This window comes from Mesorhizobium sp. NZP2077, assembly GCF_013170805.1.
Lineage (GTDB): Bacteria > Pseudomonadota > Alphaproteobacteria > Rhizobiales > Rhizobiaceae > Mesorhizobium.
Window position 1 is genome coordinate 2,403,333 of sequence record NZ_CP051293.1, and the last position, 24,433, is coordinate 2,427,765.

A 24,433-nucleotide genomic window follows, 5' to 3' on the forward strand; every position below is an offset into this window, starting at 1 on the left:
AAACAGGAGTTTGCCGGATGAACATTGCAGTCAAATCGATCGATATAGCCAAGGAAACGACCGAACTTCTGGCGAAACTGGGTGTCGCCAAGGAGGCGCTTGTCGGGGGCGACCTCATCGTGCGCAGCCCGGTGACGGGCGAGCAGATCGCGGCGCTGAAGACGATCTCGCCGGCCGACGCGGCAAAGACCATCGATACCGCGCACACGGCGTTCCAGGCCTGGCGGATGGTGCCGGGTCCCCGGCGCGGCGAGCTGGTTCGCCTGCTCGGCGAGGAATTGCGGGCGCACAAGGCCGAGCTTGGCCGGCTGGTATCGATCGAGGTCGGCAAGATCCCGTCAGAGGGATTGGGCGAAGTGCAGGAGATGATCGACATCTGCGATTTCGCCGTCGGTCTGTCCCGGCAATTGTATGGTCTTACCATCGCCACCGAGCGCCCCGGACACCGCATGATGGAGACCTGGCATCCGCTCGGCGTGGTCGGCGTTATTTCCGCCTTCAACTTCCCGGTCGCGGTGTGGTCGTGGAACGCCGCACTGGCGCTGGTCTGCGGTGACGCTTTGGTGTGGAAGCCGTCGGAGAAGACGCCGCTGACTGCACTTGCCTGCGAGGCGATCTTCAAGCGCGCGGTGAAGCGTTTCGGCAATGATGCGCCGCAAGGCCTGGCGCCGGTGCTGATCGGCGACCGCGTCGCCGGCGAGGTGCTGGTCGACCATCCCAAGGTGGCGCTGGTCTCGGCGACCGGCTCGACGCGCATGGGCCGCGAGGTCGGCCCGAGGCTCGCCAAGCGCTTTGCCCGCGCGGTGCTGGAACTCGGCGGCAACAATGCCGGCATCGTGTGCCCCACCGCCGATCTCGACATGGCGCTGCGCGCCATCGCCTTCGGCGCCATGGGCACGGCCGGCCAGCGCTGCACGACGCTGCGGCGCCTGTTCGTGCATGACAGCGTCTATGACGCGCTGTTGCCGCGGCTGAAGAAGGCCTACGAAAGCGTCTCGGTTGGCAATCCGCTGGAGACGTCCTCGCTGGTCGGTCCGCTGATCGACAAGGCGGCGTTCGACGCCATGCAGAAGGCACTGAAGGAAGCCAGCGCCCATGGCGGCAAGGTGACCGGCGGCACGCGGGTCGAGAACGGCCATCCCGACGCTTATTACGTGCACCCGGCGCTGGTCGAAATGCCGAAGCAGGTTGCGCCGGTGACGGAAGAGACCTTCGCGCCGATCCTGTATGTGATGAAATATTCTGACTTCGACGCCGTGCTCGACGAGCACAATGCGGTTGGCGCCGGCCTGTCGTCGTCGATCTTCACCCGCGACCTGCAGGAATCCGAGCGTTTCCTCGGCGTCGACGGTTCGGATTGCGGCATCGCCAACGTCAACATCGGCACGTCGGGCGCCGAGATCGGTGGTGCGTTCGGTGGCGAAAAGGAAACCGGCGGCGGCCGCGAGAGCGGCTCCGATGCGTGGAAGGCCTACATGCGCCGCGCCACCAACACGGTGAACTATTCTAAGGCGCTGCCGCTCGCCCAGGGCGTCTCCTTCGACATCGACTGAGGATCGGGCCATGACCGTCACCACAAGTATCGAAGAGGCCGGCTTCGTGCCGGCGTCGCGCATATCGGCGATCGGGGTTTCGCAGATCCTGAAGATCGGCGCCCGCGCGCAGGCGATGAAGCGCGACGGGGCGCCGGTCATCATCCTGGGGGCGGGCGAGCCGGATTTCGACACGCCCGACACCGTGAAACAGGCAGCCTGGAAAGCCATCCAACGCGGCGACACCAAATACACCGCGCTGGACGGCACGCCAGATCTCAAGCAGGCGATCCGCGAAAAGTTCCGCCGGGAGAACGGCCTCGACTATGCCGCCGACGAGATCACCGTCGCGACCGGCGCCAAACAGGTCCTGTTCAATGCCATGATGGCGACGCTGAATGCCGGCGACGAGGTTATCATTCCAACGCCGGCATGGACGTCCTATTCGGATATCGTCACCATTGCCGAAGGCAAGCCGCTCTGTATCCCGTGCAGCGCGCAAGCCGGTTTCAAGCTGACGGCGAGCCAGCTCGAGGCAGCGATCACGCCGAAGACGAAATGGCTGATCCTCAACTCCCCCTCAAACCCGTCCGGTGCTGCCTATAGCACGACCGATTATCAGCCGCTGATCGAAGTCCTCCTGAGGCATCCGCATGTCCGCTTGCTGGTCGACGACATGTACGAGCACATTGTCTATGACGATTTCCGTTTCGTCACGCCGGCTGCGTTGGAGCCACGCCTGAAGGGACGGACGCTCACCGTCAACGGCGTTTCGAAGGCCTACGCCATGACCGGCTGGCGGATCGGCTACGCTGGCGGATCGCGCGAATTGATCAAGGCAATGGCGGTGGCGCAGAGCCAGTCGACGTCTTGCCCGTCATCGGTCAGCCAGGCCGCAGCGGTCGAGGCGCTGTCCGGTCCTCAGCACTTCCTGAAGGAACGGACCGAGAGCTTTCGGCGCCGTCGCGATCTCGTCGTTGCCGGGTTGAACGCCATCGATGGTATCGACTGTCGCGTGCCGGAAGGGGCCTTCTACACCTTCGCAGGTTGCGCTGGTCTGGTCGGCAAGACAACGCCCGCCGGCAAGCCGATCGAAACCGACACCGACTTCTCCGATTATCTGCTTCAGGAAGCCCACGTCGCGGTTGTCCCGGGCGCGGCTTTCGGCCTTTCGCCCTTCTTTCGTATTTCCTATGCGACATCCGAAACAGAGTTGACGGAAGCGATCCTGCGCATCGCCGCGGCCTGTTCACGGCTTGGGAGCGACAGCGACCGATGCTGAATGATCCCCGCTCACACGGTCTATGGCAAGCGACCGCGCCCGAACCGCCGGCTACGGCCTCATTGGACGCAGTAGTATCGGCCGATGTGGTTGTCGTCGGCTGCGGTTATACGGGCATGTCCTGCGCCCTTCATCTGGCCGAGGCTGGCCGGAGGGTGGTCTTGCTGGAGAGCCGTGAGATCGGCTTTGGCGGCGCGGGCCGCAATGTCGGGCTGATCAACGCCGGCTTGTGGCTGATGCCCGACGACATGATCGCCGCGCTCGGCTCTGTCCATGGCGAGCGCTTGCTGGGGTTGCTCGGCGACGGCCCGGTACTGGTGATGGATATCATCGACAGGCATCGCATCAACTGCGAACTGGAAAGAAACGGCACCCTTCACTGCGCCGTCGGCCCGGCAGGGCTGAAGGAGATCAAAGAGCGCGCGGCGCAATGGCAAAGGCGCGGCGCGCCGGTGCGTGTCCTCGATGCCGAGCAAACGAAAGCAAGGCTGGGTACGCCGGCCTATTGCGGCGCCTTGCTCGACGAGCGCGCCGGCACGCTGCAGCCGCTTGCCTATGCTCGTGGTCTCGCGCAGGCTTGCCTGGCTGCCGGGGTGACTATTTATACGTCCAGCCCGGTTGTTGCGGCCGATAAGAAGGGCGATCGCTGGGTGGTCAGCACAACGGGCGGCACGGTCGACGCCGAGTGGGTCGTGGTTGCCACCGATGCGTACAGCACGGGACCGTGGCAGAGCGTCCGGTCCGAACAGGTGCATCTGCCATACTTCAATCTGGCAACGCAGCCGCTCGGCGTCGATCTGTTGCAAACCATCTTGCCCGGGCGCGAGGGCGCTTGGGACACCAGGACAATCCTGTCTTCCTTCAGACTGGACAGGTCGGGACGGCTGGTCTTCGGCAGTGTCGGTGCGTTGCGCAACACCGGCACGGCGATCCACAAAGCCTGGGCCCGGCGGGCACTGGCGAAGCTCTATCCGCAGCTGGGCGCAGTCGAGTTCGAGCATGAGTGGTATGGGCAGATCGGCATGACTGCGGATGCGTTGCCGCGGCTCCACAAGTTCGGGAGGAATGTCGTCGGCTTCTCCGGCTACAACGGCCGCGGCATCTCGCCCGGCACGGTATTCGGCCGCGAATTGGCGTACCTCATCCTCGGCGAAAAGGCCGAAGCCGATATGTTGCTGCCGCTCACCGAGCTTCAGGAACCTTGGTTTCGTCGTTCCAGGGAAATCTACTACGAAATTGGTGCGCAGGTCGCCCATCTGGCGTCGGAAAGATTCTGAACCGTCGTACACTATGCCGTTGTTTTCATTGCAACAAATCAAAGTTCCATAAGATAGGTTACGCGACTCTCAGCAGTAGATAATAGTATTTATTGACAATTTGACTGTCAATAATGGCTCATTCTGCAAATTTTTTTGGTTATTATAGAACAACACTCTCATTGTTGCAACAGCATGGCTTACCGGCACCTCAGGTGAGACGGGCCTCGCTCGCCTCCCCTCCCGGCGCACTCACTTGTGCGGCATGCAATAGACGCCCTCGGATTCCATAAGTACCGCGCCACCCTTCAACTCGCTCAATGCGCCGACCACGCTTGCGAATAAGTGCGGCTGGCATCCACGGCCTTCAGCCAAAGAAGAGGAAGAACGTAGCACGTCGTCTGATTGCCAGGTTCTGGCTTCACTGTGCCGGTAGCGGCCGGCCGGCCCAATGCGGGCTTGCTTGCTGGTGCCACCGAGTTCGGGGCGCGGCACGGAAGACGACCTCGCGCGAGGGCCGCGACTACCGTTCCGTCAAGCTCGGTGATTCCAGCTGTCCCGTTCCGACTTATGCGAGTCTGGTCGAGACCGAACCGAGGCGACTTCTCGCTCATCTGGTCACGCCGCACCGCAGAGTAATCCAACAAGCACGAAGCCCCCACCGCAAAGACGGGGCTTCGTTATATTCAGCTCCCGGCGCCGACCTCTCGTCAGATGTCCCAGGTCAAGCCTTGGCAGTCGTCTTGCGCACCTTCTTCACCGGCGACTTGATTGCAGCCGCAGTTTTTCTTGCTGCCGCCGCACGCACGACCGGTTTCCGTTTTTCTGCCGCGGCAGATATGGGCGCTGGCGCCTTGCGTCCGAGCCCAATTGATTTCGCCAAGGCCGAGCGGGTGGCCGCGTAGTTCGGCGCGACCATCGGATAGTCGGACGGCAGGTTCCACTTCTGCCGATATTGGTCGGGGCTCAGACCAAAATGCTGGAGATGCCGCTTGAGCGATTTGAATTTCTTTCCGTCTTCCAGGCAGACGATGAAGTCGGGCGTTACCGATTTCTTAATCGATACTGCAGGCTCCTGCTTAACCACCGGCTCTACAGCTGGCGTTCCGATACCGTTCAGAGCGGCATGGATGTCGCCGATTAGTTTCGGCAATTCGCCAACCGGCAGTGGATTGTTCGATACATAGGCCGCGACAATGTCAGCCGTTATCGACACGGTATCCGGTTTGTTGCCTTGCTCAAGAGCAGTGGTCATATGATTTCCCTTTTTTGTATCGGATGAATTGAGCGACGTTTGATTTTTCTGCCCTGCCTACGACGCAAATAGTACATTTCTTCGTTAAATCCACCTCTCTTGCGCAACATGACAAGAGTAAGTTTCGCTTCTGTTGTTCCATCGGCTGGGGTGCCCTTGCCGATCTCATACAAAGCGAGAAGCTTCCCTTGCTTTTCCGCCCGTTCCAGCTGTGCAGAGCAGTGCTGGCTCGCACCCTGGCTATAGAGTTTCTATTTAGGCGCAGTGTGCATGATCGCATCTGTGGGGCGTGGGAGGTTTCGAGGGAACACGATCTGGCGTTTGAAGGTTGCTCATAGGCAGCGTCTGCTTTGACGAGCTTCGCCTACTCAAGCATTGCGCCCTTCATCATCTGGTTCAAGGCTCGCGAGAGAAGATTGTCGCCTGTAGCGACGAAGATCCCGAAAGCTTCCTGCGCAAGCGCTTGGCTGCGGCGTCGGCGCCGGCGCACCGGCGGAAGTCTGCTGTTCGGGCTTCGCGCCGGCCGCTGCTCGCCAACTGTGGCTAAGTTCGCCGGCCCATCTGCTCCTCACGCCGTTCACCATCGAAGGCCTGCCTACCCTTCGCAGTCCACAGGTTTCGCGCATTCTTCCCTTCATGGCTCTGCAGCTTTTCCGCCATCCAGAGCATCGCACCGTAGATGGTAGCGCGATCGTCGTTGGTTAGCTCGACGATGCCGGCCTTGACGACGAGACCGCCGAGTTCGATCAGATGCCGGGTGCGCTTGCGGCGCTCGACCTGCCACGCGCGCATGTCATTGCGAGCCAGAGCCGCTTGCCGGCGATTGTGGGCTGCCCGGTTGCGCTGGAGCGCTGCGAGCGTTGCGCTGAGATGCCGGAGCAGTTCGCCGGGACCGGCTCTCGAAAAACATCACTCCACGCTTAGCCCATGCCTCGCGCTTTGCGGTGTCTTTCGTTTCAACAATTGCGACCAGCGCGCCGGCCAGTTCGTCGGTGCTCAGTTGATCGGCGCCGGTGGCGATCACCAGTTCACCGAGCTGCTGTACCTTTCGCGTCTTGAGCTCTCTCGCCTTGTCTTCCAGCGCCTTCAGTTCGGCGTCGAAGTCGCGTGGTTTGCGCATGGCTGTCTCCATTGATTGTCGATCTCTGGATGATAGTTGAGCGTCCGCCGGAAGGCTTCAGGGTTGCCGAGACAGCCCGGGACGGGCTGGTCCATCCCGAGAATTTTTCGAGGGAGGGCGCGCTTATACGTCGTGCCGACGTACGCTTCGACGTGCAAATGATCCTGTCGCGATGGCGATCTATCATCTTCACGTCAAGGTCATTGGCCGCAAGGCTGGGAGCAGTGCTGTCGCGTCTGCCGCCTACCGCTCGGCTTCGCGGTTACGCGACGAGCGCATCGAACGGACGCATGATTTCTCGGCCAAGCGCAGTGTCGTTCATTCCGAGGTGATGCTGCCGGAGAATGCACCGGACGCCTGGAGCGACCGCGAACGGCTGTGGAACGATGTCGAGGCGTTCGAGGTACGCAAGGACGCGCAGCTTGCCCGCGAGGTCGAATTTGCGCTCCCCCGCGAACTCAGCCAGTCGCAAGGCATCGAACTGGCGCGCGACTTTGTTCAGGCGGAATTTGTCGGTCGGGGCATGGTCGCTGATCTCAATGTGCATTGGGACAGGGCAGAAGATGGCAGTCCCAAGCCGCATGCCCATGTCATGCTCACCATGCGGTCGGTCGATGAGAACGGTTTCGGGGCGAAGGTGCGCGACTGGAATGCCACCCAGATGGTCGAGCGTTGGCGCGAACGGTGGGCCGAGCTTGCCAATGAGCGGCTTGCCGAGCTCGACATCGACGCCCGCATCGATCATCGCAGCCTGGAAGCGCAGGGCATTGCCTTGGAGCCGCAAACCCAGATTGGTGCTCCGGCTCAACGCATTGAGGGCAATGGCCTTGACGCTGCCGGCATTGAAGCGGATCGCGCCGAACTGCATCGCGAGATCGCGCGCAACAATGGCGCGCGCATCATTGCCGATGCATCGGTGGCGCTAGAGGCCATCACGCATCAGCAATCGACTTTTACCCGCCGCGACATCGCGAAGTTCTCGCATCGTCACAGCGATGGAGTGGAACAGTTCAACGCGGTCGTGGCAGCCATCACCAACGCACCCGATCTGGTCGAACTCGGCAAGGACCGGCGCGGCGAAGACCGTTTCACCACCCGGCAAATGATCGAGAACGAGCAGCGCCTGCATCGCGCTGCAGAGCGCATCGATTTGGACGAGCGACACGCGGTGAGTGACGCACATCGCGAGGCAGCACTGGCGCGGGCTGCGCAACGCGGTCTTGTCCTGTCAGGCGAGCAGGTCGAAGCGCTGGATCACATCACCGATGGTCGCGGTCTTGGTGTCGTTGTCGGCTTTGCCGGAACGGGCAAGAGCGCCATGCTGGGCGTTGCGCGCCAGGCATGGGCAGCGGCGGGCTACGAGGTTCGAGGCGCCGCACTCTCCGGCATTGCCGCCGAGAATCTCGAAAGCGGATCAGGCATCTCGTCACGCACCATAGCCAGTATGGAACACAGCTGGGGACAGGGCAGGGATCTGCTCACAGCCCGCGATGTCCTGGTGATCGATGAGGCCGGCATGGTCGGCACGCGCCAGTTGGAGCGCGTGCTGTCCCATGCGGCGGACGTCGGCGCAAAAGTCGTGCTTGTGGGCGATCCGCAGCAGTTGCAGGCCATCGAGGCCGGCGCTGCATTCCGTTCGATCTACGAACGCTACGGCGGCGTTGAAATCGGCCAGGTGCGCCGCCAGCGCGAGGACTGGCAGCGTGACGCAACGCGAGATCTGGCAACTGGCAGGATCTGCGCTGCGATCGAGGTCTATGACGCCAGAGGCATGGTGCATCATGCCGCGACGCGCGACGAAGCGCGAGGTGCACTCGTCGAGCGCTGGGATCGCGACAGGCAGGCGCATCCAGAGGCAAGCCGGATCATCCTCACTCACACAAACGAGGAAGTGCGGGCGCTCAACAATGCAGCGCGCGAGCGCATGCGCGCCGCCGGAGATCTCGGCGACGAAGTTCAGGTGGATGTGGAACGCGGTGCACGGAACTTCGCCAGCGGCGACCGTGTCATGTTCCTGCGCAACGAGCGTGGGCTCGGCGTCAAGAACGGCACGCTTGGCATCGTGAAGGACGTCAGCGGACAGAGCATGACCGTGCGCACTGACGATCACCGGTCGGTGCGCTTCGACCTGAAAGACTACACGCACATCGACCACGGCTATGCCGCGACCATCCACAAGGCCCAGGGCATGACGGTTGACCGCACCCACGTTCTAGCGACGCAGGGCCTGGACGCCCATGGGAGCTATGTCGCCCTATCGCGTCATCGAGACGGGATGGACCTGCATTACGCCAGCGACGACTTCGCGACACGAGACCGGCTCGTCCGCACGCTGTCGCGCGACCGTGCCAAGGACATGGCGTCGGATTACGAGCAGGCCGATCCGGCGCAGAGCTATGCCGAACGGCGCGGGATCACCTTCCGCGAGCGCGTGGTTGAGATCGTGCGCCGGATCGTTCCGGAGAAGCTGCGCGACAGGATCGGCGGATTGCTGGACGGGTTGCGCTCGCCCGCAGACGGCGAGCCCTCGCAGGACCGTGGACCTGGGCCGGGAAGGGAAAATGTTGGGGCGCACATCGGAGATGCAGACCCGACGCCCGACAGAAAAACTCCCGCAACCGGCGTGCCACGCGACACGATTCTGCCGGTGGACGCGGAAGCGGCGTTGCGCAGCGCTCGTACGAAGGCGCTAGTGCGTCACGCGCGCGCTCTCGACGCGATGTCGCACAACGCAAATGCGGATGGGCAGGGGACGCCTGAGCAGATGCGCGAGTTGAGGGATGCCCGTAGCGCTTTCGAGAAGGTGCGACCGCATGGCTGGCGCGATGCCGAAGCGGCTTATGTGAAAAATCCCGAGCTGGTTCGTGAAGCGGGTGCCGGCCGCGTCAATCGAATCGTGCTTGCTCTCCAGCTTGAAACGGAAATCCGCACCGGGATGGACATCGATCCCGGCCGCCGCGCCGACCGGTTCGTGGAACGCTGGCAAAAGCTCGATCGGACGGGACGGGAGCAATATCAGACCGGCGACATGTCCGGCTACAAGTCAACGCGTTCGGCCATGTCCGATATGGCCAAGAGCCTCGAACGAGATCCGCAGCTTGAATCCTTGCTTGCCAATCGTAAAAAGGCGCTTGGCATCCAGGTCGAATCCGGCCGGCGCCTTGGTGCGGAACTGGCATTCAGCCATGGCATCGGTAAGGGGCGGGGCCTTGGGCTCTGACACCCCTCCGATTTGCCGCCGTTCCCACGCCCCAGATCGACGCGATGACAAATCTGATTGCGCGGCGACCTTGGGTTGTCCTGTCTGGTTCCAGCAGGTGCCAAATGCTCTCAGCGAAAGGCAAGGCAGCCATGCCTGAACTGGATCGTATCATTCGCCTTAAGACCGTCCTCGCGCGGACCGGCTTGTCCCGCTCGACGATGTACCGAAAAATCGGCGAAGGCACGTTCCCGGCCCAGGTCAAGATCAGCTTAAACGGTGCGGGATGGAGGGAGTCGGACATCAATCGGTGGGTCGCTGATCCTGTCTCATGGCACACCAGTGCATCACGAAAAAACAGCGACTAGTGGCGGTGGAGTGGCACGTTGCGCCCATCGTTGAACAGTCCTCTCTGATGTAAGTTCAACGACTGGGAATGGCCGACTGCAGACAGGCAGCTTCCGGCCTCCGCAAGAAACCAGCGGACATTCATTTCGCTAGTACGAGTACCGAGGTCGGCCCGGAGTAGACGGGCCGGACCGAGCCCGCATTGGCGAAATGCAGCAAGAATGGCACAATTGAAATATGGAAACGGCTCGTGTCGACATCGTGTACCGCCCGCTGCGAATTGCATTCGCGGTCCGCTCCAGTGACTTGGATAGCGTTCGTGCGGCGGTAAGGTATTGCCACTGCTTTTGGGGTGGTCGTTACAACCCTATTGTTCTAATCGACCGGCCGGAAGCCCACCGGCTCATGGAACTGTTCCGCCCCGACATCGTGACTTCAGTGGGGAATCACGCAGACCTAGCCATATTCGAGGGGCGATATGCCAGTCTCCAGAATGACAGAGTTCCCGCGAACCTGTTTTATCCGCCTCACGGCAGTCGGGAAGGCACGGCCACCGTGCTCGACGTCCGTAACCTCATGGTCCATCGGCGCGATGATCCCGAATGGAAGGCGATGGTCGAACATGGCGTTCGAGTCGCCACCTGGGACAACGCCGATCCGCTGGCCGATGTTTTTTTGATGCAATTCGGCCAATTCCCCGCGCAAGAAGCCATTGGGATCGACTACCGGAGAAGTCTCGATCAGGCGACCCAGGCAGTCAATCTGCCGATTGCGAATGGCGACCCGATACCGTCGGAGATCACGCAGTATCCGGGCATATCCCATTTGAGCCGCTACGATCTGACGCCACACTATTCGGCACGAGCGGGGTGGGACTACCCGGGCTTTTACCTGGGCAGTGCGGCAAACATCGATGACCTTGTCATGTTCTGGAACCTTCGGGCGTGCGGCATTCAATTGGCATGGCACGACCTGCAGCACCCGGCGCGATTTGACCTTGTCAAAGTTGACTATGAGGCAAGGCTACGGGCCAGCCTCGCTGGACGCGACGACTTTCACAACAAACCCGCCATTTGGTGCCTAGATGCCAACCGGGAAAACGCAGTTGCGGCGCTTGGCGATGGCCCCTGGACCATCTGCGGGGTGAGCGAAGCGACATGGAATGGGCACAACGTCAGCCCGGCGAAAATGCATTTTGGCATAGAGTCGGCACTTGCAGTGGTCGGCGGGCCGAGCCAGTTGCCCAACCTTAGCTTCGCGCTGAAGGACAAGCCGTTTGCGTCTGACCCTTGGTTCTACCAGCAGCGCCTTATGGCGTCTATTTCGGTAATGGGTGTGCCTGGCGACGGCAGCAACTACACCTTTACCCCGCCGTGCGTTCCGGAGCTGAACGAATTCGCCGGCCGCAAAATGATCCTGGACTATGACGGCCTTCGGCTTGAGCCCGAACACGTTGGAATCATAATTGATGCCGCCGACGTTGACCTTAGGATCGGCGCGATCTCCATACCAACACTCATCGAGCGCATTTTTGCGTTGGCCGGCTTTCAGGCCAAGCTGAGCGGGAGTGGCCTCATCACTCGCCAGCTTATCACTAGCATGGGAGGCTTGGATGGCGTTCGAGCCTTCAAGATTTCAGGCGTCCGCAGGCTGATCAAGTCATTTGGCCCAACGCACTCGTTTTCCAAGAATGACGCCACAAACAAAATTGGATCGAAGGACCCTGACACCGGTTCCACATTTGCGGACCATCGGCGGCTTTACATCGAACAGAGGGGGGCTGGCACGGACCTCACGCCTCCTATGGTATTCACTCATCTGGTTGAAAAGGGCTTGTTCCGCATAGGTTCGGACCTGCGCTGCCCAACGTGCCAACTCTCTAGCTGGACCCCGCTCGACAGCTTGAAGCAGAAAGCAACGTGCCCGCTTTGCGGGACCGCCTTTGACGCTACCCGACAGTTGGTCGAAAGCCAATTCGCCTACCGACGGACCGGCGTTCTAGGCGTCGAAAGGAACGCAGCGGGTGCCATACCGGTGGCCATGGTGTTGCAGCAACTGTACGTGAACCTTAGAAGCACCTTCCACTCAGATGGTTATGGCGCTTCATACGATCTCAAGCCCATCGACCCTGGCGGGGGCCTACCGGTATGCGAGACCGACCTTGTGGCTTTGGTGCACGAGCCCCGCTCCTCAATGCCGGCAGTGATCATCGGTGAGTGCAAGGACGCTGGCGGTGCGATCGACCCCATTGACATCGAGCATTTGCGGCAAGTTGCCGATGCTTTCCCAAAAGAGCGCTTCGTAGTGTACATCCTACTCGCGAAGCTCTCCGCGTTCACGCCAGACGAAATCGAGCTCGCCAAGTCCCTCAACACTCAGTTTGTCCGTCGTGTGATCCTCCTTACCCACCAAGAGCTCGAGCCGTACCGTTTCTACGAGCGGCGCAAGGACGCCGTCGGCAAGGACATTTACGCATCCAGCGCTTATGACCTCGCCGAGACGACCCACCGCCTCTACTTCCTGCCTCAGCCAACGAGTGCCGGGCCGGTAGCTGATAGTTAGGTAGAAGGCGCCGCAGCAGATCAATACCGACGAGCTGCGGTTGACCTTTAAGACGGATGCCTCTTTCGGGATTTTGCGGCGGACTCTCAACGACCGAACTGAGGCGCATTGCTGACATTGATTGAGAAACAGATAATCCTAAAGGCGCCTGTAGATGCCGCCTTCGTCTAAGTGTTCGCGGTACCGCGTGACAAGCGCACACCAGGGCCACCGCCATTCTCTGGAATGAATTCTATTCCGGCCGCTTCGAGCGATAGCTTCAGCGCTTGCAGGATTGATTCAGATGCTGGTTTCGAACCACGTTCGAACTGCACGATCGTCCTCAAACTTACCTTGGATAGATCCGCCAGTTCCTGTTGAGAAATGTCGAGAAGCCCACGGGCCGCGCGAACTTGGGCCGCACTTACCTTCATTGTTCAAATGCCCTGTTGCACAAAAAGTGCAAATATGCTTGTTTTAGGTAACGGCCGTTGGAAGTGGTTCCCCCGCTTCCAACAGTCTAACCACGCCCACGCTTTGCGGAGCTCGGATCATGGCTGATTCCGACAATAACACGACTTGGCCTTTCGTCACCCGCAGGAAGGTGCTTGAGGGAACAGCAACCGCAACGGCGGCGACGCAGGCTACATCGTTTGCTCGCATCGACTTGGAGGGTGATGACGCCATTGATCCTGCGGTGGCGGTGTGGAAACGATGGCAGGCGGCTTGGGAAGAGGCTGAACGGCTTTGCAATCAGCAGCAGCGGCTGGAGAGGGTACTTATCGAGACCGTTGGCTTCCCTTGCACGACAGTTACCTTGTCCGACGGCGAGAGCGTGACAGTTCACTCCGTTGAAGCCCTCCAGGAATTGCTCGATGTTCGTCCGGCTAACACAGTGGCCCGCACCCAAGCTGAAGCTGAAATCGTAGCCAATCAGGCGCGCTGGGATGCCGCCGCCAGGGAGATTGGCTATTCGACAGCCTTACTTGCTGAGCGCGAAGCTGGCGAGCGGGCGAAGGAATTACTCGAAGCCTTATCCCAAGTTCCTGCAACGTCGCTCGCCGGTATAGCCGCCAAGCTAAATGCAGCGCTTAGGGAAGGGGAGTATTCGCTACATGGCAGTGAGCCCCCGTGGCCACAGATCCGCTCGGCCTTGGACGATATAGCTCGGATTAGAGAGCAGAACGTCTCGAGCTGAACTTCGGCAATAAGGTACCGAAATCGCGATCATTCGTCGGTTTGGTGATTTTCGCGGGGGCTTACCGAGACAAACTCTCTACACATGGAGCGATTGATGCAGTTCCGAAAAGCATTTGCGGAGCCAGGGCGCCGCAGCGTCTTCAACGCACCGGTAAACCATGGAATCGAGAGTGGCCCGCACCCTGCTGATCAATATGTCGGCAGGCAGATCGCCGCGGTTCGCGTGCAGTCGGACGTATCGCAGGCCCAGCTTGCCCGATCCATCGGCATCAGTTTTCAGCAGCTTCAAAAATATGAGAACGCGAGAAACCGCGTGAGCGCTTCCATGCTCTACGAGATCGCTAGTTCACTAGGTGTTCCGGTCGGCCGCTTCTTCGAAGGCCTGCCGGGCAATGAGACCGATCGTGATCCTCCTCAGCTGCCGGCCGACGAACGCATCGATTTTATTGCCAGCGCGGAAGGCCGACGCCTGATTGAAGGGCTGGTGCATCTCCATCCGCGAGTGCGAGGGCGGGTGTCGTCCTTAATCGCAGCATTAGGAGAGGAACTGGCAGTCATCGACCCAAAGCAGGAGAGCGCAAGGTCCAGCGAACCCATGCCGGTCGAATGCAGGCCGGCTTGACCGGCAGTTATGGCAAAGCTCAACGAGTTCCCTTCGACGGCTGGAATGGCGAAGTTCGCGCTGTCGCTTCGATCCGCACCGCGAAGGAGGGGATGGTCGAGCGAGTGTTTCCCGAAGAGACCTCGACAACGGCTACATGGCCGCAGGCAGGGAGAAAGTGGCCCTGTCGTTGCCTATGGCGATGATGGGAGCGTTGCATGAAAAAGCTTCCGAACGCATCCCAAGTTCCTGCCATAGGCTTCCCAGCAGCACGGCTGCAGCCCGTGCGATCTAGATTCGCCAGTTCGGCGACTATCCGATTTCCGCGCCGAAGGGTCCCAAGTGCACGATCGAAGGGGTCTGCCCCTTTTATCGCCGGTCGTGTTAGTGATGCTCGGCTTCGTGAAGTCGGCACGACACAGACGCGATGGTGGATTGCTGCGCGAAACCGCCCCAGCGGTAACGCCGGAGGAGCTTCGCACAGCCATGCTTAAGTTTGTCGAAGCACTCGCCATCGCCGATGCCAGAGGCGATCATCTCAAATCCGTCGGCGCTTCGGCTGGCCGAAATGCTGCCATGGATGCAAATCGCTGCAAGAAGAAGGCTTCCGACACATGAGGCGGGCCGCTGTCTACGCACGCTTTTCGACCGAGCTGCAGAACGAAAAATCCACTGAAGACCAGATTGCGCTGTGCCGTGCTTACGCAGCGCGCAACGGTCTGGCTATCGTTGCGGTCTACGAGGACAAGGCGCGCTCCGGCTCGTCTATATTGGGTCGCGACGCGCTGATGCGCCTGATGGAAGCTGCGGGCCAGTACGCGTTCGACGTCGTCGTCGTCGAGGCGCTCGATCGCCTATCGCGCGACATGGCGGATCTCGCAGGTCTTCACAAACGTCTCTCTTTTCTCGACATTGAAATCCAGGCTGTTCATGATGGTATCGCCGATGCGGTGCTCATTGGTATTCGTGGACTTGTCGGTCAGATGCAGAGGGAGGATGGCGCAAAGAAAGTCCGTAGGGGAATGGCTGGAGTCGTCCGTGATGGACGTCATGCCGGAGGCCGGGCCTATGGCTATCGACCGGTCTTGGGCCATCCTGGCGAACTCGAGATCGTCCAAGAGGAGGCGGACGTTATCCGGCGTATTTTTGCCGCTTATTCGGCCGGTCGCGCTCCACGTGACCTAGCCGGTGACCTCAACCGGGATGGGATAGCGCCACCGCGGGGGATACGGTGGAACGGTTCCACCATCAACGGAAATGCACAGCGCGGCGTAGGTCTGCTCTTCAACGAGCTCTATGTCGGTCGGATCGTCTGGAACAAGGTCCGAATGGTGAAGAACCCCGATACTGGCAAGCGTGTCTCCAGGCCAAATCCAAAGGACCAATGGCAGACGAAAGAAGTTGCGCATTTGCGCATCATCGAAGACGAAACTTGGCACAAGGCGCAGGCTCGCAAAGCAGTGAGGGTGAACGCAGCCTCTCATGTCAAGCGTCGGCCAGCTCACCTGTTGTCCGGTCTGCTCCGCTGCGGCGTTTGCGGTTCAGGTCTGTCGGTTCACGATCGTGATAAGACAGGCAAGACGCGTATTCGGTGCTCGGCCGTTCGAGAAAGCGGGAGCTGCTCCAATCGGCGCATCATCTATCTGCCCGAGATCGAAAAGGCGGTCCTTGATGGCATGCGCGACCAACTGAAAGCCCCCGACCTCATCGAGGCATACATCCGCAGATACAACCAAGAGCGCCGAGAATTGTCCGCACAGGCGAATGCGATCCGCACAGCGCTGCAAGGCAAGCGCGATCGGATAGAAGGCGAACGGCAGCGCACGATCGATCTTGTGATCAGGAGCGTCATTGCTGAAGAGGATGCCAAGCAGCGTATTGCAGAACTCAAGACGCAGCTTTCCCAGGTAGAGGCACAGCTCTCCGGTCTCGATGAGCCGCCGTCACCCGTAGCTCTCCACCCTGCGACCTTGCAGCGTTACATCGAAACCGTCGACGGCCTTTCAAAGGCGTTGGCCGACCACGCAACGGCTGCTGACGACCGTGGCCCGCTGATCCAAAACCTTCGAGGACTTGTTCATAGTGTCACCGTGCACCCCAAGCGGGCACGTGAGGGCTTCGAAATCGAGGTCAAGGGCAAGCTTGCCGCCCTTATAGGCGGGGCCGCATTTCCCAATGCACGGTATACTGAAAAGCCCACCGGACTAGGCAGCCGCTTCAACGCCGCCGTTACGTACGATAGTGGGTTGGAAGTGGTAGCGGGAGAGGGACTTGAACCCCCGACCCCAGGATTATGATTCCCGTGCTCTAACCAACTGAGCTACCCCGCCAGGGCGGCGAAAGGCCCGAAATCCGCCTTAAATCGAAAGGCATTTCGAGGCGTTCGCCAAGGTCGCGCGGATATAAGGTTGGGAGGGCGAGCCTGTCAAGCTTCGAAGCATTCCATATCATCGCATATTCTCTTTGCCGAAAAAGCTTTGCCGCGTGGACATTTGGTTGCAACCGCCGGGGTTGAGTTCGACGGGGCACGTCGCTATGTCTCGGCCACGAGTTTTTAGAGTTTGAAACAGATGAAGCCGCGCATTGCAGTCCTCGGTTGCGGATACTGGGGCAGCAACCACATCCGCACCCTCAAGGCGCTCGGCGCGCTGCACGCGGTTTCCGACGCTAACCGGGCCCGCGCCGAAGGTTTTGCCAGCGAACAGGATTGCCTGGCGATCGAGCCCGACCAGCTGTTCGTGCGCGACGATATCGACGCCATCGTCATGGCCTTGCCGCCGCAGTTCCATGCCGACCTTGCGGTGCGCGCCGCTGAAAACGGCAAGGACGTGCTGGTTGAAAAGCCGATCGCGCTGACGGTGCCGGATGCCGAGCGAGCGGTGCAGGCGGCCAAGGACAATGGCCGCGTCTTCATGGTTGGCCACGTCCTGCGTTTCCATCCCGCCTTCGAGACGCTGAAGGGGCTGATCGACAAGGGCGAGCTCGGCGAGGTCCGCTACATCCACTCGCACCGGCTTGGCCTTGGTAAATTCCACACCGAGAACGATGCGCTGTGGGATCTGGCGCCGCACGATCTGTCGATGATCCTGGCGATCACCGGCACCGAGCCGATCGAGGTGCGCGGCGAGGGTGCGGCACTCCTCGACAACCTCAGCGATTTCGCGCATCTGCACATGCGTTTTCCCAACGGCCTGCGCAGCCATCTTTTCACCTCGCGGCTCAATCCCTATCGCGAACGGCGGCTGACCGTGGTCGGCACCAAGGCGATGGCGGTGTTCGATGATGTCGAGCCATGGGAGCGCAAGCTTGCCGTCTACCGCCACGCGGTCTGGCAGGACAGCGGCCAATGGGCGTTCACCACCAACGAGCCGTCCTATGTCGCGGTCGCGCAAGGTATGCCGCTGACGCGCGAGCTGGAGCATTTCATCCAGTGCATCGAGACGCGCGCCGAACCGCGCACCAGCGGCGAGGAAGCGATCAGGGTGCTGCGCATCCTGACGGCAGGCACGGTCACCCACACCAAATCTTGAAGGAAGGCCGCGCCGTACTCTTGGCGCGACAGGGCAGGCGGTCGCCTATTCGGCCGGAACCTGTGCCGGCCTTGCCGCAAGTTTCGTCAGCATGGCCTCGGCCTCGGCGCCGCGCTCGGAGCGCTCGATGAAGCCGCCGCCGAAGATGCGGGCCTCGTTGCCGTCGTCGGAATAGAGCACGCAGGCCTGTCCGGGCGCGATGCCGGACTCGCCGTCGGCCAGTTCGACCGATGTCACGCCTGCGATGTGGCGCAGCACCGCCGGACGCGGCGGCCGGGTCGAGCGCACCTTGGCGAACAGTTCGAGGCCGCCGGCCGGAACATCAGCCAGGGCACCGTCACCCAACCAGTTCATGTTGCGCAGAAAAATCTTGTGCGTCTCCAGCGCCTCGCGCGGGCCAACCACGACGCGGGCCCGCTCGGCATCGAGATGGACGACATAGAGCGGCTCGCCCGACGCAATGCCGATGCCGCGGCGCTGGCCGATCGTGTAGCGCAATATGCCCTCATGGCGGCCGAGCACGCGGCCGTCGATGTGGACGATGTCGCCCGGATTGGCGGCGGTCGGCTTCAGCTTGGCGATGATGTCGGAATATTTGCCTTGCGGCACGAAGCAGATGTCCTGGCTGTCCTGCTTGGCGGCCACCGTCAGCCCCATCTCCTCGGCAATGGCGCGAACCTGCGGCTTCGACAGGCCGCCCAAGGGAAAGCGCAGATAGTCGATCTGCGCCTGCGTGGTGGCGAACAGGAAATAGCTCTGGTCGCGGTCGGCATCGACCGGCCGGTAGAGCGCGCGGTGGGCGCCGTTGGCACCCGAGCGGATATAGTGGCCGGTGGCGAGCGCATCGGCGCCCAATTCCTTGGCGGTGGCCAGGAGATCGGCGAACTTCACCGTCTGGTTGCAGGAGACGCAAGGGATCGGGGTCTCGCCGGCGACATAGCTCTCGGCGAAGGGGTCGATGACCGCCTTGCGGAAGCGCTCTTCGTAATCGAGCACGTAGTGCGGGATGCCGAGCGTCTCGGAGACGCGGCGGGCGTCGTCGATGTCCTGTCCGGCGCAGCATGAGCCGGCCCGGTGGGTCGCGGCGCCGTGATCGTAGAGCTGCAAGGTGACGCCGACGACCTCATAGCCTTCGCGCTTCAACAGGCCGGCGACCACGGACGAATCCACGCCGCCCGACATGGCGACGACAATACGGGTGTTTTCGGGACGTCCGGGAAGGTCGAGACTGTTCATGATGCTTTCATTCTGCGCGGCGTCTGAATGCCAATGTCGAGAATATAGGTCAAGCTTTCCGGCGACGCCAGCTTGCAGGGCAATTCACAGATTGCGGTCAATCCGCGGTCATCGGGATTTTTCCCAGGCAAACCAAGGCTTCCAGCCGGATATTTCAAATGCCCGCGAAAACCCTAACGCGCCGTTCACGATCCTTACCTAGTCATTAGGGTCTGCTTAGGCAATTTTTAAAGCTGTGGCGGTAACGTGGCGGGGATTGGGTCTTTGAGTTTTTTGTAGAGAGTACGATGACCGATCTGGTTAGACCTAGAGTCAAGTATGTTATTGGGCCTGACGGCAGCCCTCTTACGATTGCCGATCTGCCGCCGACGAACACGCGTCGCTGGGTTATCCGGCGCAAGGCGGAAGTCGTTGCGGCGGTGCGCGGCGGGCTTTTGAGCCTCGAAGAGGCATGCCAACGCTACAAGCTGACCACCGAGGAATTCCTGTCCTGGCAGGCGTCGATCGACGAATATGGCCTTGCCGGGCTGCGCACCACGCGCATCCAGCAATACCGACATTAGGGTCGAGCTGAACACATCAAAGGGCGCGGCACTCCGCGCCCTTTGTCTTTTCGAAGCCGCGTCTTGGCGTCAGACCGTCAGCGCTACTTTGCCGATCGGCCTGGCGGCGAGAAAGGCGTGTGCGGCACCGGCCTCCTCGAGCGGGAAGCTCTTCGCCACATGGACGGTGAGCTTGGTCGCGTCGATCAACCGGCCAAGCTCCACAAGGCCTTCGCGGTCAGGCACGACGGACATGCGCTCGACCCGGATGTCGCGGGCGCTGGCCAGCGCCTTGATGGAGTCATTCAGGTTCAGCAAGGACACCAGCACGCCGCCATTCCTGATGACCTTCAGCGAGCGTTCGGCGTGCTCGCCGCCCATTGGCTCCAGCACCAGATCGATGTCGCTGAGCTGACTGGTAAAATCACCCTTGGTGTAGTCGATGATCTCGTCGGCGCCGAGCTTGCGGACGAAATCGAGCTTGTTCGGGCTGGCGGTGGCGATGACGTAGGCGCCGCGCGCCTTGGCGATCTGCACCGCCAGATGGCCGACGCCGCCGGCCGCCGCATGCACCAGCACGCGCTGGCCCGGTTTCAGTGCGCCATGGCGGACAAGGCCCTGCCAGGCGGTCAGGCCGGCCAACGGCAATGCGCCTGCCTGGACGTGGTCCGCTCCTTTCGGCTTCAGCACGATCTCGTCGGCGGGTACGGCAGCCAGTTCGGCATAGGCGGCCGCCTGCTTGGGGAAGCGCGGCATGCCGAACACTTCGTCGCCGATCTTGAGGCCGGTGACGCCGGCGCCCAGCGCCTCGACGGTTCCCGAAATATCCCAGCCGAGGATGAAGGGCGGCTCGCCGAGCAGCTTGTAATTACCGGCGCGGACGGCGCCATCGACCGGATTGATGCCGGCGGCCTTGACGCGGACCAGCACTTCGCCGGGCTTTGCCGTTGGGTCAGGCTGATTGGCAATGACAAGGACGTCGGGTCCGCCGACGGAATTCTGAATAACGGCACGCATGGGATGTCTCCTGCTTGGTTGGTGCCGCTATCATTTGGATAGTAATATTCTCTTGTCCAGTATGTACCTGCCTGATATATAGGTACCTCATGGATAGTGACTTCGAATCCTCTTTTGGTTATGACGCCTTCCGGCGGACATGTGCGTCGCACACCGTGCTGGAGATGCTGGCCAGCAAATGGGTCTACCTGGTGGTCTGCGCGCTGCGCAAAGGTCGGCTGCGCAATGGCGAGCTTGCACGCAAGCTCGAAGGCATCACGCCCAAGATGCTGACGCAGACATTGCGTGTGCTGGAGCGCGACGGCCTGGTGAGGCGCGAGGTCTTCCCGGTCATTCCGCCGCGCGTCGAATATGAATTGACCGAACTCGGCCAGAACTTGGCGGCACTCCTCACTCAGATCAGGGCATGGGCGGAGCAGCACGCGCCCGACATCAAGGATGCCCGCGCCAGGGCGATTGCCGCAAATGAAGGGGATTGGGCCGCTTAGATCGGTGATCTCCGCGGCAATTCGGCCGGAGCCGGTTCGAGGCTATGGCCAGCTAGGCTGGAATTGCTACAGATGCGCGCCCACGCGGACACGCTGACGATCCGGATCTCGGCAGGTTCAGCCGATCATGGCGCTGCGGCCGCCGGTTTCGGCCTCGCGAATCTTGGTGTCGCGCGATTCCAGCATTTCAGCCTTCGAAAGCTCCGCTTCAGCTTCGCCGAGTAATGATTCGGCAGCGCTTCGCTGTTGGGCGAGGTCGCCTTGTGAATTTCTGAGGTTGTCGCGGCGCAAGCGTGCCGCCTTGGCGAAGGTCGGATAGGCAAAATGATTGATGTCGGTGATGCCGGCTTTCTTTTCCTCGGCGGTGATCTGAAGCTCCAGTTCGACGGCCATGCGTTCGAACTCGGCGATCATCATGTCGAGCTGCAGCAGCTGCCGCCGCTTCTCATTCACCTGAAACTGTTTCAGCCGAACGAGGTTTTCACGTGACTTCATGAATCGGTACTCCCGGAAACGCACACCCGCACATATCGTCCAAACGACCTGGAAAGGCCCAGGCGTTGCCCGTGTCCACCGGCTTTCCCCGAACTATGGGAAACAAAACCCTAAAGTTTTTTGCCGGCGGTAACCATTCGTTTACGGGCATTGTTAATCATACGGGTCAGGACTTAAGGCCGGGTAAAAATTCCGGTCGCCGATTCGGAAGCGCGTCGATGAGTCCCTGGAGTCGCTTAGTCCAGGTTGTTAATGTGTTGCATTAGGAATTTTGGTCTGTGATTCGTTATTAGATTCAAGAGGGTGTAGAAAGGGGTTAAAAAATCTGGTACCGTCGTGGACGGGAAATTAGGTTTTGTTAACCATTCAATGGCAGCCTCTGCACAAGGCAACCACTGCTCCGGATCCGGACGGGTCGTAAGATGGTCCGGTAGCAGAAAAGGGGAATTAAATGCGTGTTCTGCTGATAGAAGATGACAGTGCAACCGCACAAAGCATCGAACTGATGCTGAAATCGGAAAGTTTCAACGTCTATACGACGGACCTCGGCGAAGAGGGTGTCGATCTGGGCAAACTCTACGACTACGACATCATCCTTCTCGATCTCAATCTGCCCGACATGTCCGGCTACGAGGTCTTGAGAACGCTTCGCCTCTCCAAGGTAAAGACGCCCATCCTCATCCTCTCCGGCATGGCCGGCATTGAGGACAAGGTGCGCGGCCTCGGCTTCGGCGCTGATGACTACATGACCAAGCCGTTCCACAAGGACGAGCTGGTGGCGCGCATCCATGCCATCGTGCGGCGCTCCAAGGGCCACGCCCAGTCGGTCATCACCACCGGTGACCTGGTGGTCAATCTCGACGCCAAGACCGTTGAAGTCGGCGGCCAGCGCGTGCATCTCACCGGCAAGGAATACCAGATGCTGGAGCTGCTCTCGCTGCGCAAGGGCACCACGCTCACCAAGGAAATGTTCCTCAACCACCTCTATGGCGGCATGGACGAGCCGGAACTGAAGATCATCGACGTCTTCATCTGCAAGCTGCGCAAGAAGCTCGACGCCGCGTCCGGTGGCCAGAATTACATCGAGACGGTCTGGGGCCGCGGCTATGTGCTGCGCGAACCCGAGGACATCCGCGTCAGCGCCTGAAACGACAGCGCCGACTGAATTATTGCCATCTTCGACAAAAAACCCGGCTTCGGCCGGGTTTTTTGTGTCACGGTTCATAACTAAGGGTGCGTTGCCGCAGTCGTTAGCGCATTTCACCGTTTCACAGAATCGGCGAACTGCTCTAACTCTCTATTTTGACGCAATTCCCAAGGGAAAGCGCTACGCGCTTTTCCCGGGAAAACCGCTTTACACTTTTCCTGGAATTGCCTTAGGCAGCGATTTTCAGGGTGCGAAAGCGCTCGAGCAACTGCGGGCGATTGAACGGCTTCAACAGATAGCCCTGGGCGCCGGCGCGCTTGGCCCGCATGATCGAGGCGATATCGAGCTCGACCAGCGAAATCAGGATCTGCGGCCTGATCGGGCTTTCCATGGCGCGCACCCGGCGGATGAGGTCAACCGCCTGCACGTCGGGCAGGGCGCCGTCGACGACGATGATATCGGGCATGTCGGCGGCGCACATCTCCAGTGCGTCTAGCCCGCTGGCTGCTTCGATAACCACCATGTCGGAGCCGGCCAGGATGCGTTTTGCAACCTTCCTGATGACGCTTGAGTCGTCGACGAACATGCAGCGTTTCATTCCGGGTCCTCTTTGCCCTGGGGCAATCCGGTCGTGCGGGCATCTGGTGACCACCCTAGACCGATCTGGTAAAGAACCCGAAAAGCCTTTAGGTAAAATTTTTGCAAAGATACCGTCTGGAGGACTTTTCTTTGCAGATGCTTCGATGCGGCCGACCGGGAAAAGCTCAACGCTTACGATCGAACCGTCACGGCAATATTAGATAGTTGAAATACTTTATCTGCCTTGCAGGTCGGTCCGATGCTCAGGCTGCAGAAAGCACGATTTCTTCCGCCGTCGCATGGATCGATATCGTCATGCCGGCCTCGCGGGCCAGAAGCAGCGTGTAGTAGGGCTGCACCGAATGCGCATCGATCGGCTCCTCCGGCTTGTGGCCGGAATGCAGTTCGAGGAATTTTGGCGGCACGCGCAGCATCGGGCCGCTTGCCGAAAGCGAAATGCGCGGCTCGGTGTCGAGATTCTCGAGGGTCACGACCAGCTTGCCGCCGCGCGGAATGGCGGCATTGGCGACCAGGATCAGGTTGAGCAGCAGCTTGACCTTGTTCTTGGGCAGCAGCGCGCGGGCCCCATTCCAGGTCAATTCCGGCTTTTCATTCTTGAGGAAGGCGATTGCCACCGCTTCGGCGTCGCCGGTGTCGATCAGCATGCCGGCGGAGCCTGCCGCGCCGAAGGCGATGCGGGCGAACTGCAGCCTGGCCGAGGCGTTCTTGGCGCTCTGGCGGATCAGCCGCATGGCGTCTTCGTCGGCGCCGCCCTCGTCAAGCAGTTCAAGCCCGTTGTTGATCGCGCCGACCGGCGAGATGATGTCGTGGCAGACGCGGCTGCACAGAAGCGCCGCCAGGTCGGGCGCGGAGAGGGTGAACAGATCGGCCATCGGTGAAAATCCCTGCAAAATTCCACAATTCCTGGCCGAGCGATCGATCGTCGCGCCTGCCCAACACGAATCACGCTCCAACCCGAGGCTTTCTGAATACACAGCACTCGTACGTACAGCAACAAATCCAAAATTGTCGTCACGGCAAATGGCGTGTTCGCGTAGCCTGCCG

At 60.8% G+C, this 24,433-nt stretch carries 23 protein-coding genes and 1 tRNA gene; 14 read left to right on the plus strand and 10 right to left on the minus strand.

All coding sequences use genetic code 11. The annotated features are described in order from the left end of the window. The first annotated feature begins 17 nt into the window (after positions 1 to 17). Genes HGP13_RS11730 through HGP13_RS11740 form a run of 3 tightly spaced genes read left to right on the plus strand, consistent with a single transcriptional unit; the run spans position 18 to position 4,091 of the window. A complete protein-coding gene (locus HGP13_RS11730; protein WP_109659101.1) occupies positions 18 to 1,553 on the plus strand; it encodes an aldehyde dehydrogenase family protein in 1,536 nt (511 codons plus the stop codon). Positions 1,554 to 1,563: 10 nt separating this feature from the next. Beyond that, on the plus strand, positions 1,564 to 2,814 hold the full coding sequence (locus tag HGP13_RS11735) for a pyridoxal phosphate-dependent aminotransferase (protein ID WP_109659103.1): 1,251 nt from the start codon (positions 1,564 to 1,566) through the stop codon (positions 2,812 to 2,814). Next, on the plus strand, positions 2,808 to 4,091 hold the full coding sequence (locus HGP13_RS11740) for an FAD-binding oxidoreductase (RefSeq protein ID WP_109659105.1): 1,284 nt from the start codon (positions 2,808 to 2,810) through the stop codon (positions 4,089 to 4,091). Before HGP13_RS11735 ends, HGP13_RS11740 begins: the two co-directional genes overlap by 7 nt. Before the next feature lie 703 nt (positions 4,092 to 4,794). Here HGP13_RS11740 and HGP13_RS11745 read toward each other — a convergent pair. The 3 genes from HGP13_RS11745 to HGP13_RS11755 form a co-directional block, all read right to left on the minus strand. Next, positions 4,795 to 5,325 carry a MucR family transcriptional regulator gene (locus HGP13_RS11745; RefSeq protein WP_172225075.1) on the minus strand — a complete coding sequence of 177 codons (531 nt, stop codon included), beginning with the start codon at positions 5,323 to 5,325 and terminating at the stop codon, positions 4,795 to 4,797. A gap of 543 nt (positions 5,326 to 5,868) precedes the next feature. Continuing rightward, positions 5,869 to 6,117, minus strand: coding sequence for a conjugal transfer protein TraD (locus HGP13_RS11750; RefSeq protein WP_172225078.1), 249 nt, complete (start codon positions 6,115 to 6,117; stop codon positions 5,869 to 5,871). A 1-nt stretch (position 6,118) separates the two neighbouring features. Further along, positions 6,119 to 6,445 (minus strand): conjugal transfer protein TraD, encoded by a 327-nt coding sequence (locus HGP13_RS11755; RefSeq protein ID WP_172225081.1) that lies wholly within the window; start codon positions 6,443 to 6,445, stop codon positions 6,119 to 6,121. A 172-nt stretch (positions 6,446 to 6,617) separates the two neighbouring features. On the opposite strand from HGP13_RS11755, the gene traA reads away from it, so the two are divergent. The 3 genes from traA to HGP13_RS11770 all read left to right on the plus strand — a co-directional run bounded on the left by traA (position 6,618) and on the right by HGP13_RS11770 (position 12,554). Further along, complete coding sequence (traA, locus tag HGP13_RS11760; protein WP_172225085.1) at positions 6,618 to 9,665, plus strand: Ti-type conjugative transfer relaxase TraA; 3,048 nt, start codon at positions 6,618 to 6,620, stop codon at positions 9,663 to 9,665. Between the two features lie 131 nt (positions 9,666 to 9,796). Further along, on the plus strand, positions 9,797 to 10,012 hold the full coding sequence (locus HGP13_RS11765; RefSeq protein ID WP_172225089.1) for an AlpA family phage regulatory protein: 216 nt from the start codon (positions 9,797 to 9,799) through the stop codon (positions 10,010 to 10,012). 385 nt (positions 10,013 to 10,397) lie between these two features. Continuing rightward, complete coding sequence (locus HGP13_RS11770; RefSeq protein WP_172225092.1) at positions 10,398 to 12,554, plus strand: hypothetical protein; 2,157 nt, start codon at positions 10,398 to 10,400, stop codon at positions 12,552 to 12,554. 167 nt (positions 12,555 to 12,721) lie between these two features. Here the strand turns inward: HGP13_RS11770 and HGP13_RS11775 are convergent, their stop codons facing one another. After that, positions 12,722 to 12,967, minus strand: coding sequence for a helix-turn-helix transcriptional regulator (locus HGP13_RS11775; RefSeq protein WP_031252501.1), 246 nt, complete (start codon positions 12,965 to 12,967; stop codon positions 12,722 to 12,724). A 119-nt stretch (positions 12,968 to 13,086) separates the two neighbouring features. On the opposite strand from HGP13_RS11775, the gene HGP13_RS11780 reads away from it, so the two are divergent. From HGP13_RS11780 to HGP13_RS11790, 4 genes are all read left to right on the plus strand, one after another. Further along, on the plus strand, positions 13,087 to 13,731 hold the full coding sequence (locus HGP13_RS11780; protein WP_172225095.1) for a hypothetical protein: 645 nt from the start codon (positions 13,087 to 13,089) through the stop codon (positions 13,729 to 13,731). 96 nt (positions 13,732 to 13,827) lie between these two features. Further along, entirely contained in the window at positions 13,828 to 14,355 is a 528-nt protein-coding gene (locus HGP13_RS11785) for a helix-turn-helix transcriptional regulator (RefSeq protein WP_172225098.1), read from the plus strand. A gap of 465 nt (positions 14,356 to 14,820) precedes the next feature. Beyond that, positions 14,821 to 14,952, plus strand: coding sequence for a hypothetical protein (locus HGP13_RS38540; RefSeq protein WP_281410991.1), 132 nt, complete (start codon positions 14,821 to 14,823; stop codon positions 14,950 to 14,952). Beyond that, entirely contained in the window at positions 14,949 to 16,631 is a 1,683-nt protein-coding gene (locus HGP13_RS11790) for a recombinase family protein (protein WP_172234675.1), read from the plus strand. The genes HGP13_RS38540 and HGP13_RS11790 overlap by 4 nt, the downstream gene beginning before the upstream one ends. Here the strand turns inward: HGP13_RS11790 and HGP13_RS11795 are convergent. Next, a tRNA-Met gene (locus HGP13_RS11795) sits at positions 16,588 to 16,664 on the minus strand. The two genes, HGP13_RS11790 and HGP13_RS11795, sit on opposite strands and share 44 nt — an antisense overlap. 240 nt (positions 16,665 to 16,904) lie before the next feature. Here HGP13_RS11795 and HGP13_RS11800 point away from each other — a divergent pair. Then, positions 16,905 to 17,864: a Gfo/Idh/MocA family oxidoreductase gene (locus HGP13_RS11800; RefSeq protein WP_027043946.1), complete on the plus strand. Its 960-nt coding sequence runs from the start codon at positions 16,905 to 16,907 to the stop codon at positions 17,862 to 17,864. A gap of 45 nt (positions 17,865 to 17,909) precedes the next feature. Here HGP13_RS11800 and mnmA read toward each other — a convergent pair whose 3' ends face one another. Next, positions 17,910 to 19,100 carry a tRNA 2-thiouridine(34) synthase MnmA gene (mnmA, locus tag HGP13_RS11805; RefSeq protein ID WP_172225101.1) on the minus strand — a complete coding sequence of 397 codons (1,191 nt, stop codon included), beginning with the start codon at positions 19,098 to 19,100 and terminating at the stop codon, positions 17,910 to 17,912. Positions 19,101 to 19,387: 287 nt separating this feature from the next. Here mnmA and HGP13_RS11810 point away from each other — a divergent pair, with 287 nt between their 5' ends. Next, positions 19,388 to 19,663, plus strand: a complete 276-nt coding sequence (locus HGP13_RS11810; protein ID WP_006203587.1) for a DUF1153 domain-containing protein — start codon at positions 19,388 to 19,390, stop codon at positions 19,661 to 19,663. A gap of 69 nt (positions 19,664 to 19,732) precedes the next feature. Here the strand turns inward: HGP13_RS11810 and HGP13_RS11815 are convergent, their stop codons facing one another. Then, positions 19,733 to 20,659 carry an NADP-dependent oxidoreductase gene (locus HGP13_RS11815; RefSeq protein ID WP_172225104.1) on the minus strand — a complete coding sequence of 309 codons (927 nt, stop codon included), beginning with the start codon at positions 20,657 to 20,659 and terminating at the stop codon, positions 19,733 to 19,735. An 89-nt stretch (positions 20,660 to 20,748) separates the two neighbouring features. On the opposite strand from HGP13_RS11815, the gene HGP13_RS11820 reads away from it, so the two are divergent. Then, positions 20,749 to 21,147 (plus strand): helix-turn-helix domain-containing protein, encoded by a 399-nt coding sequence (locus tag HGP13_RS11820; RefSeq protein ID WP_172225107.1) that lies wholly within the window; start codon positions 20,749 to 20,751, stop codon positions 21,145 to 21,147. Positions 21,148 to 21,264: 117 nt separating this feature from the next. Here HGP13_RS11820 and HGP13_RS11825 read toward each other — a convergent pair whose 3' ends face one another. Further along, a complete protein-coding gene (locus HGP13_RS11825) occupies positions 21,265 to 21,642 on the minus strand; it encodes a flagellar export protein FliJ (protein WP_140705050.1) in 378 nt (125 codons plus the stop codon). 451 nt (positions 21,643 to 22,093) lie between these two features. Between HGP13_RS11825 and ctrA the strand changes: the two genes are divergently transcribed. After that, a complete protein-coding gene (gene ctrA, locus HGP13_RS11830; protein ID WP_006203583.1) occupies positions 22,094 to 22,789 on the plus strand; it encodes a cell cycle two-component system response regulator CtrA in 696 nt (231 codons plus the stop codon). Between the two features lie 229 nt (positions 22,790 to 23,018). On the opposite strand, the gene HGP13_RS11835 is transcribed toward ctrA, so the two are convergent. Together HGP13_RS11835 and HGP13_RS11840 are read right to left on the minus strand one after the other, a co-directional pair. After that, on the minus strand, positions 23,019 to 23,387 hold the full coding sequence (locus tag HGP13_RS11835) for a response regulator (RefSeq protein ID WP_172225110.1): 369 nt from the start codon (positions 23,385 to 23,387) through the stop codon (positions 23,019 to 23,021). A gap of 244 nt (positions 23,388 to 23,631) precedes the next feature. Further along, positions 23,632 to 24,261 (minus strand): histidine phosphotransferase family protein, encoded by a 630-nt coding sequence (locus HGP13_RS11840; protein WP_172225113.1) that lies wholly within the window; start codon positions 24,259 to 24,261, stop codon positions 23,632 to 23,634. Positions 24,262 to 24,433: the final 172 nt, after the last annotated feature.

What these genes read in the sequence shown, in the direction of transcription:
- HGP13_RS11750 (WP_172225078.1), bottom strand. Translation starts at nt 6,117, where the DNA reads ATGCGCGCGTGGCAGGTCGAGCGCCGCAAGCGCACCCGGCATCTGATC.
- HGP13_RS11800 (WP_027043946.1), top strand. Translation starts at nt 16,905, where the DNA reads ATGAAGCCGCGCATTGCAGTCCTCGGTTGCGGATACTGGGGCAGCAAC.
- HGP13_RS11770 (WP_172225092.1), top strand. Translation starts at nt 10,398, where the DNA reads ATGGAACTGTTCCGCCCCGACATCGTGACTTCAGTGGGGAATCACGCA.
- HGP13_RS11740 (WP_109659105.1), top strand. Translation starts at nt 2,808, where the DNA reads ATGCTGAATGATCCCCGCTCACACGGTCTATGGCAAGCGACCGCGCCC.
- mnmA (WP_172225101.1), bottom strand. Translation starts at nt 19,100, where the DNA reads ATGAACAGTCTCGACCTTCCCGGACGTCCCGAAAACACCCGTATTGTC.
- HGP13_RS11840 (WP_172225113.1), bottom strand. Translation starts at nt 24,261, where the DNA reads ATGGCCGATCTGTTCACCCTCTCCGCGCCCGACCTGGCGGCGCTTCTG.
- HGP13_RS11785 (WP_172225098.1), top strand. Translation starts at nt 13,828, where the DNA reads ATGCAGTTCCGAAAAGCATTTGCGGAGCCAGGGCGCCGCAGCGTCTTC.
- HGP13_RS11825 (WP_140705050.1), bottom strand. Translation starts at nt 21,642, where the DNA reads ATGAAGTCACGTGAAAACCTCGTTCGGCTGAAACAGTTTCAGGTGAAT.
- HGP13_RS11735 (WP_109659103.1), top strand. Translation starts at nt 1,564, where the DNA reads ATGACCGTCACCACAAGTATCGAAGAGGCCGGCTTCGTGCCGGCGTCG.
- HGP13_RS11780 (WP_172225095.1), top strand. Translation starts at nt 13,087, where the DNA reads ATGGCTGATTCCGACAATAACACGACTTGGCCTTTCGTCACCCGCAGG.
- HGP13_RS11835 (WP_172225110.1), bottom strand. Translation starts at nt 23,387, where the DNA reads ATGAAACGCTGCATGTTCGTCGACGACTCAAGCGTCATCAGGAAGGTT.
- HGP13_RS11815 (WP_172225104.1), bottom strand. Translation starts at nt 20,659, where the DNA reads ATGCGTGCCGTTATTCAGAATTCCGTCGGCGGACCCGACGTCCTTGTC.
- HGP13_RS11790 (WP_172234675.1), top strand. Translation starts at nt 14,949, where the DNA reads ATGAGGCGGGCCGCTGTCTACGCACGCTTTTCGACCGAGCTGCAGAAC.
- HGP13_RS11730 (WP_109659101.1), top strand. Translation starts at nt 18, where the DNA reads ATGAACATTGCAGTCAAATCGATCGATATAGCCAAGGAAACGACCGAA.
- HGP13_RS11775 (WP_031252501.1), bottom strand. Translation starts at nt 12,967, where the DNA reads ATGAAGGTAAGTGCGGCCCAAGTTCGCGCGGCCCGTGGGCTTCTCGAC.
- HGP13_RS11745 (WP_172225075.1), bottom strand. Translation starts at nt 5,325, where the DNA reads ATGACCACTGCTCTTGAGCAAGGCAACAAACCGGATACCGTGTCGATA.
- HGP13_RS11765 (WP_172225089.1), top strand. Translation starts at nt 9,797, where the DNA reads ATGCCTGAACTGGATCGTATCATTCGCCTTAAGACCGTCCTCGCGCGG.
- HGP13_RS11810 (WP_006203587.1), top strand. Translation starts at nt 19,388, where the DNA reads ATGACCGATCTGGTTAGACCTAGAGTCAAGTATGTTATTGGGCCTGAC.
- ctrA (WP_006203583.1), top strand. Translation starts at nt 22,094, where the DNA reads ATGCGTGTTCTGCTGATAGAAGATGACAGTGCAACCGCACAAAGCATC.
- HGP13_RS11820 (WP_172225107.1), top strand. Translation starts at nt 20,749, where the DNA reads ATGGATAGTGACTTCGAATCCTCTTTTGGTTATGACGCCTTCCGGCGG.
- HGP13_RS11755 (WP_172225081.1), bottom strand. Translation starts at nt 6,445, where the DNA reads ATGCGCAAACCACGCGACTTCGACGCCGAACTGAAGGCGCTGGAAGAC.
- traA (WP_172225085.1), top strand. Translation starts at nt 6,618, where the DNA reads ATGGCGATCTATCATCTTCACGTCAAGGTCATTGGCCGCAAGGCTGGG.
- HGP13_RS38540 (WP_281410991.1), top strand. Translation starts at nt 14,821, where the DNA reads ATGCTTAAGTTTGTCGAAGCACTCGCCATCGCCGATGCCAGAGGCGAT.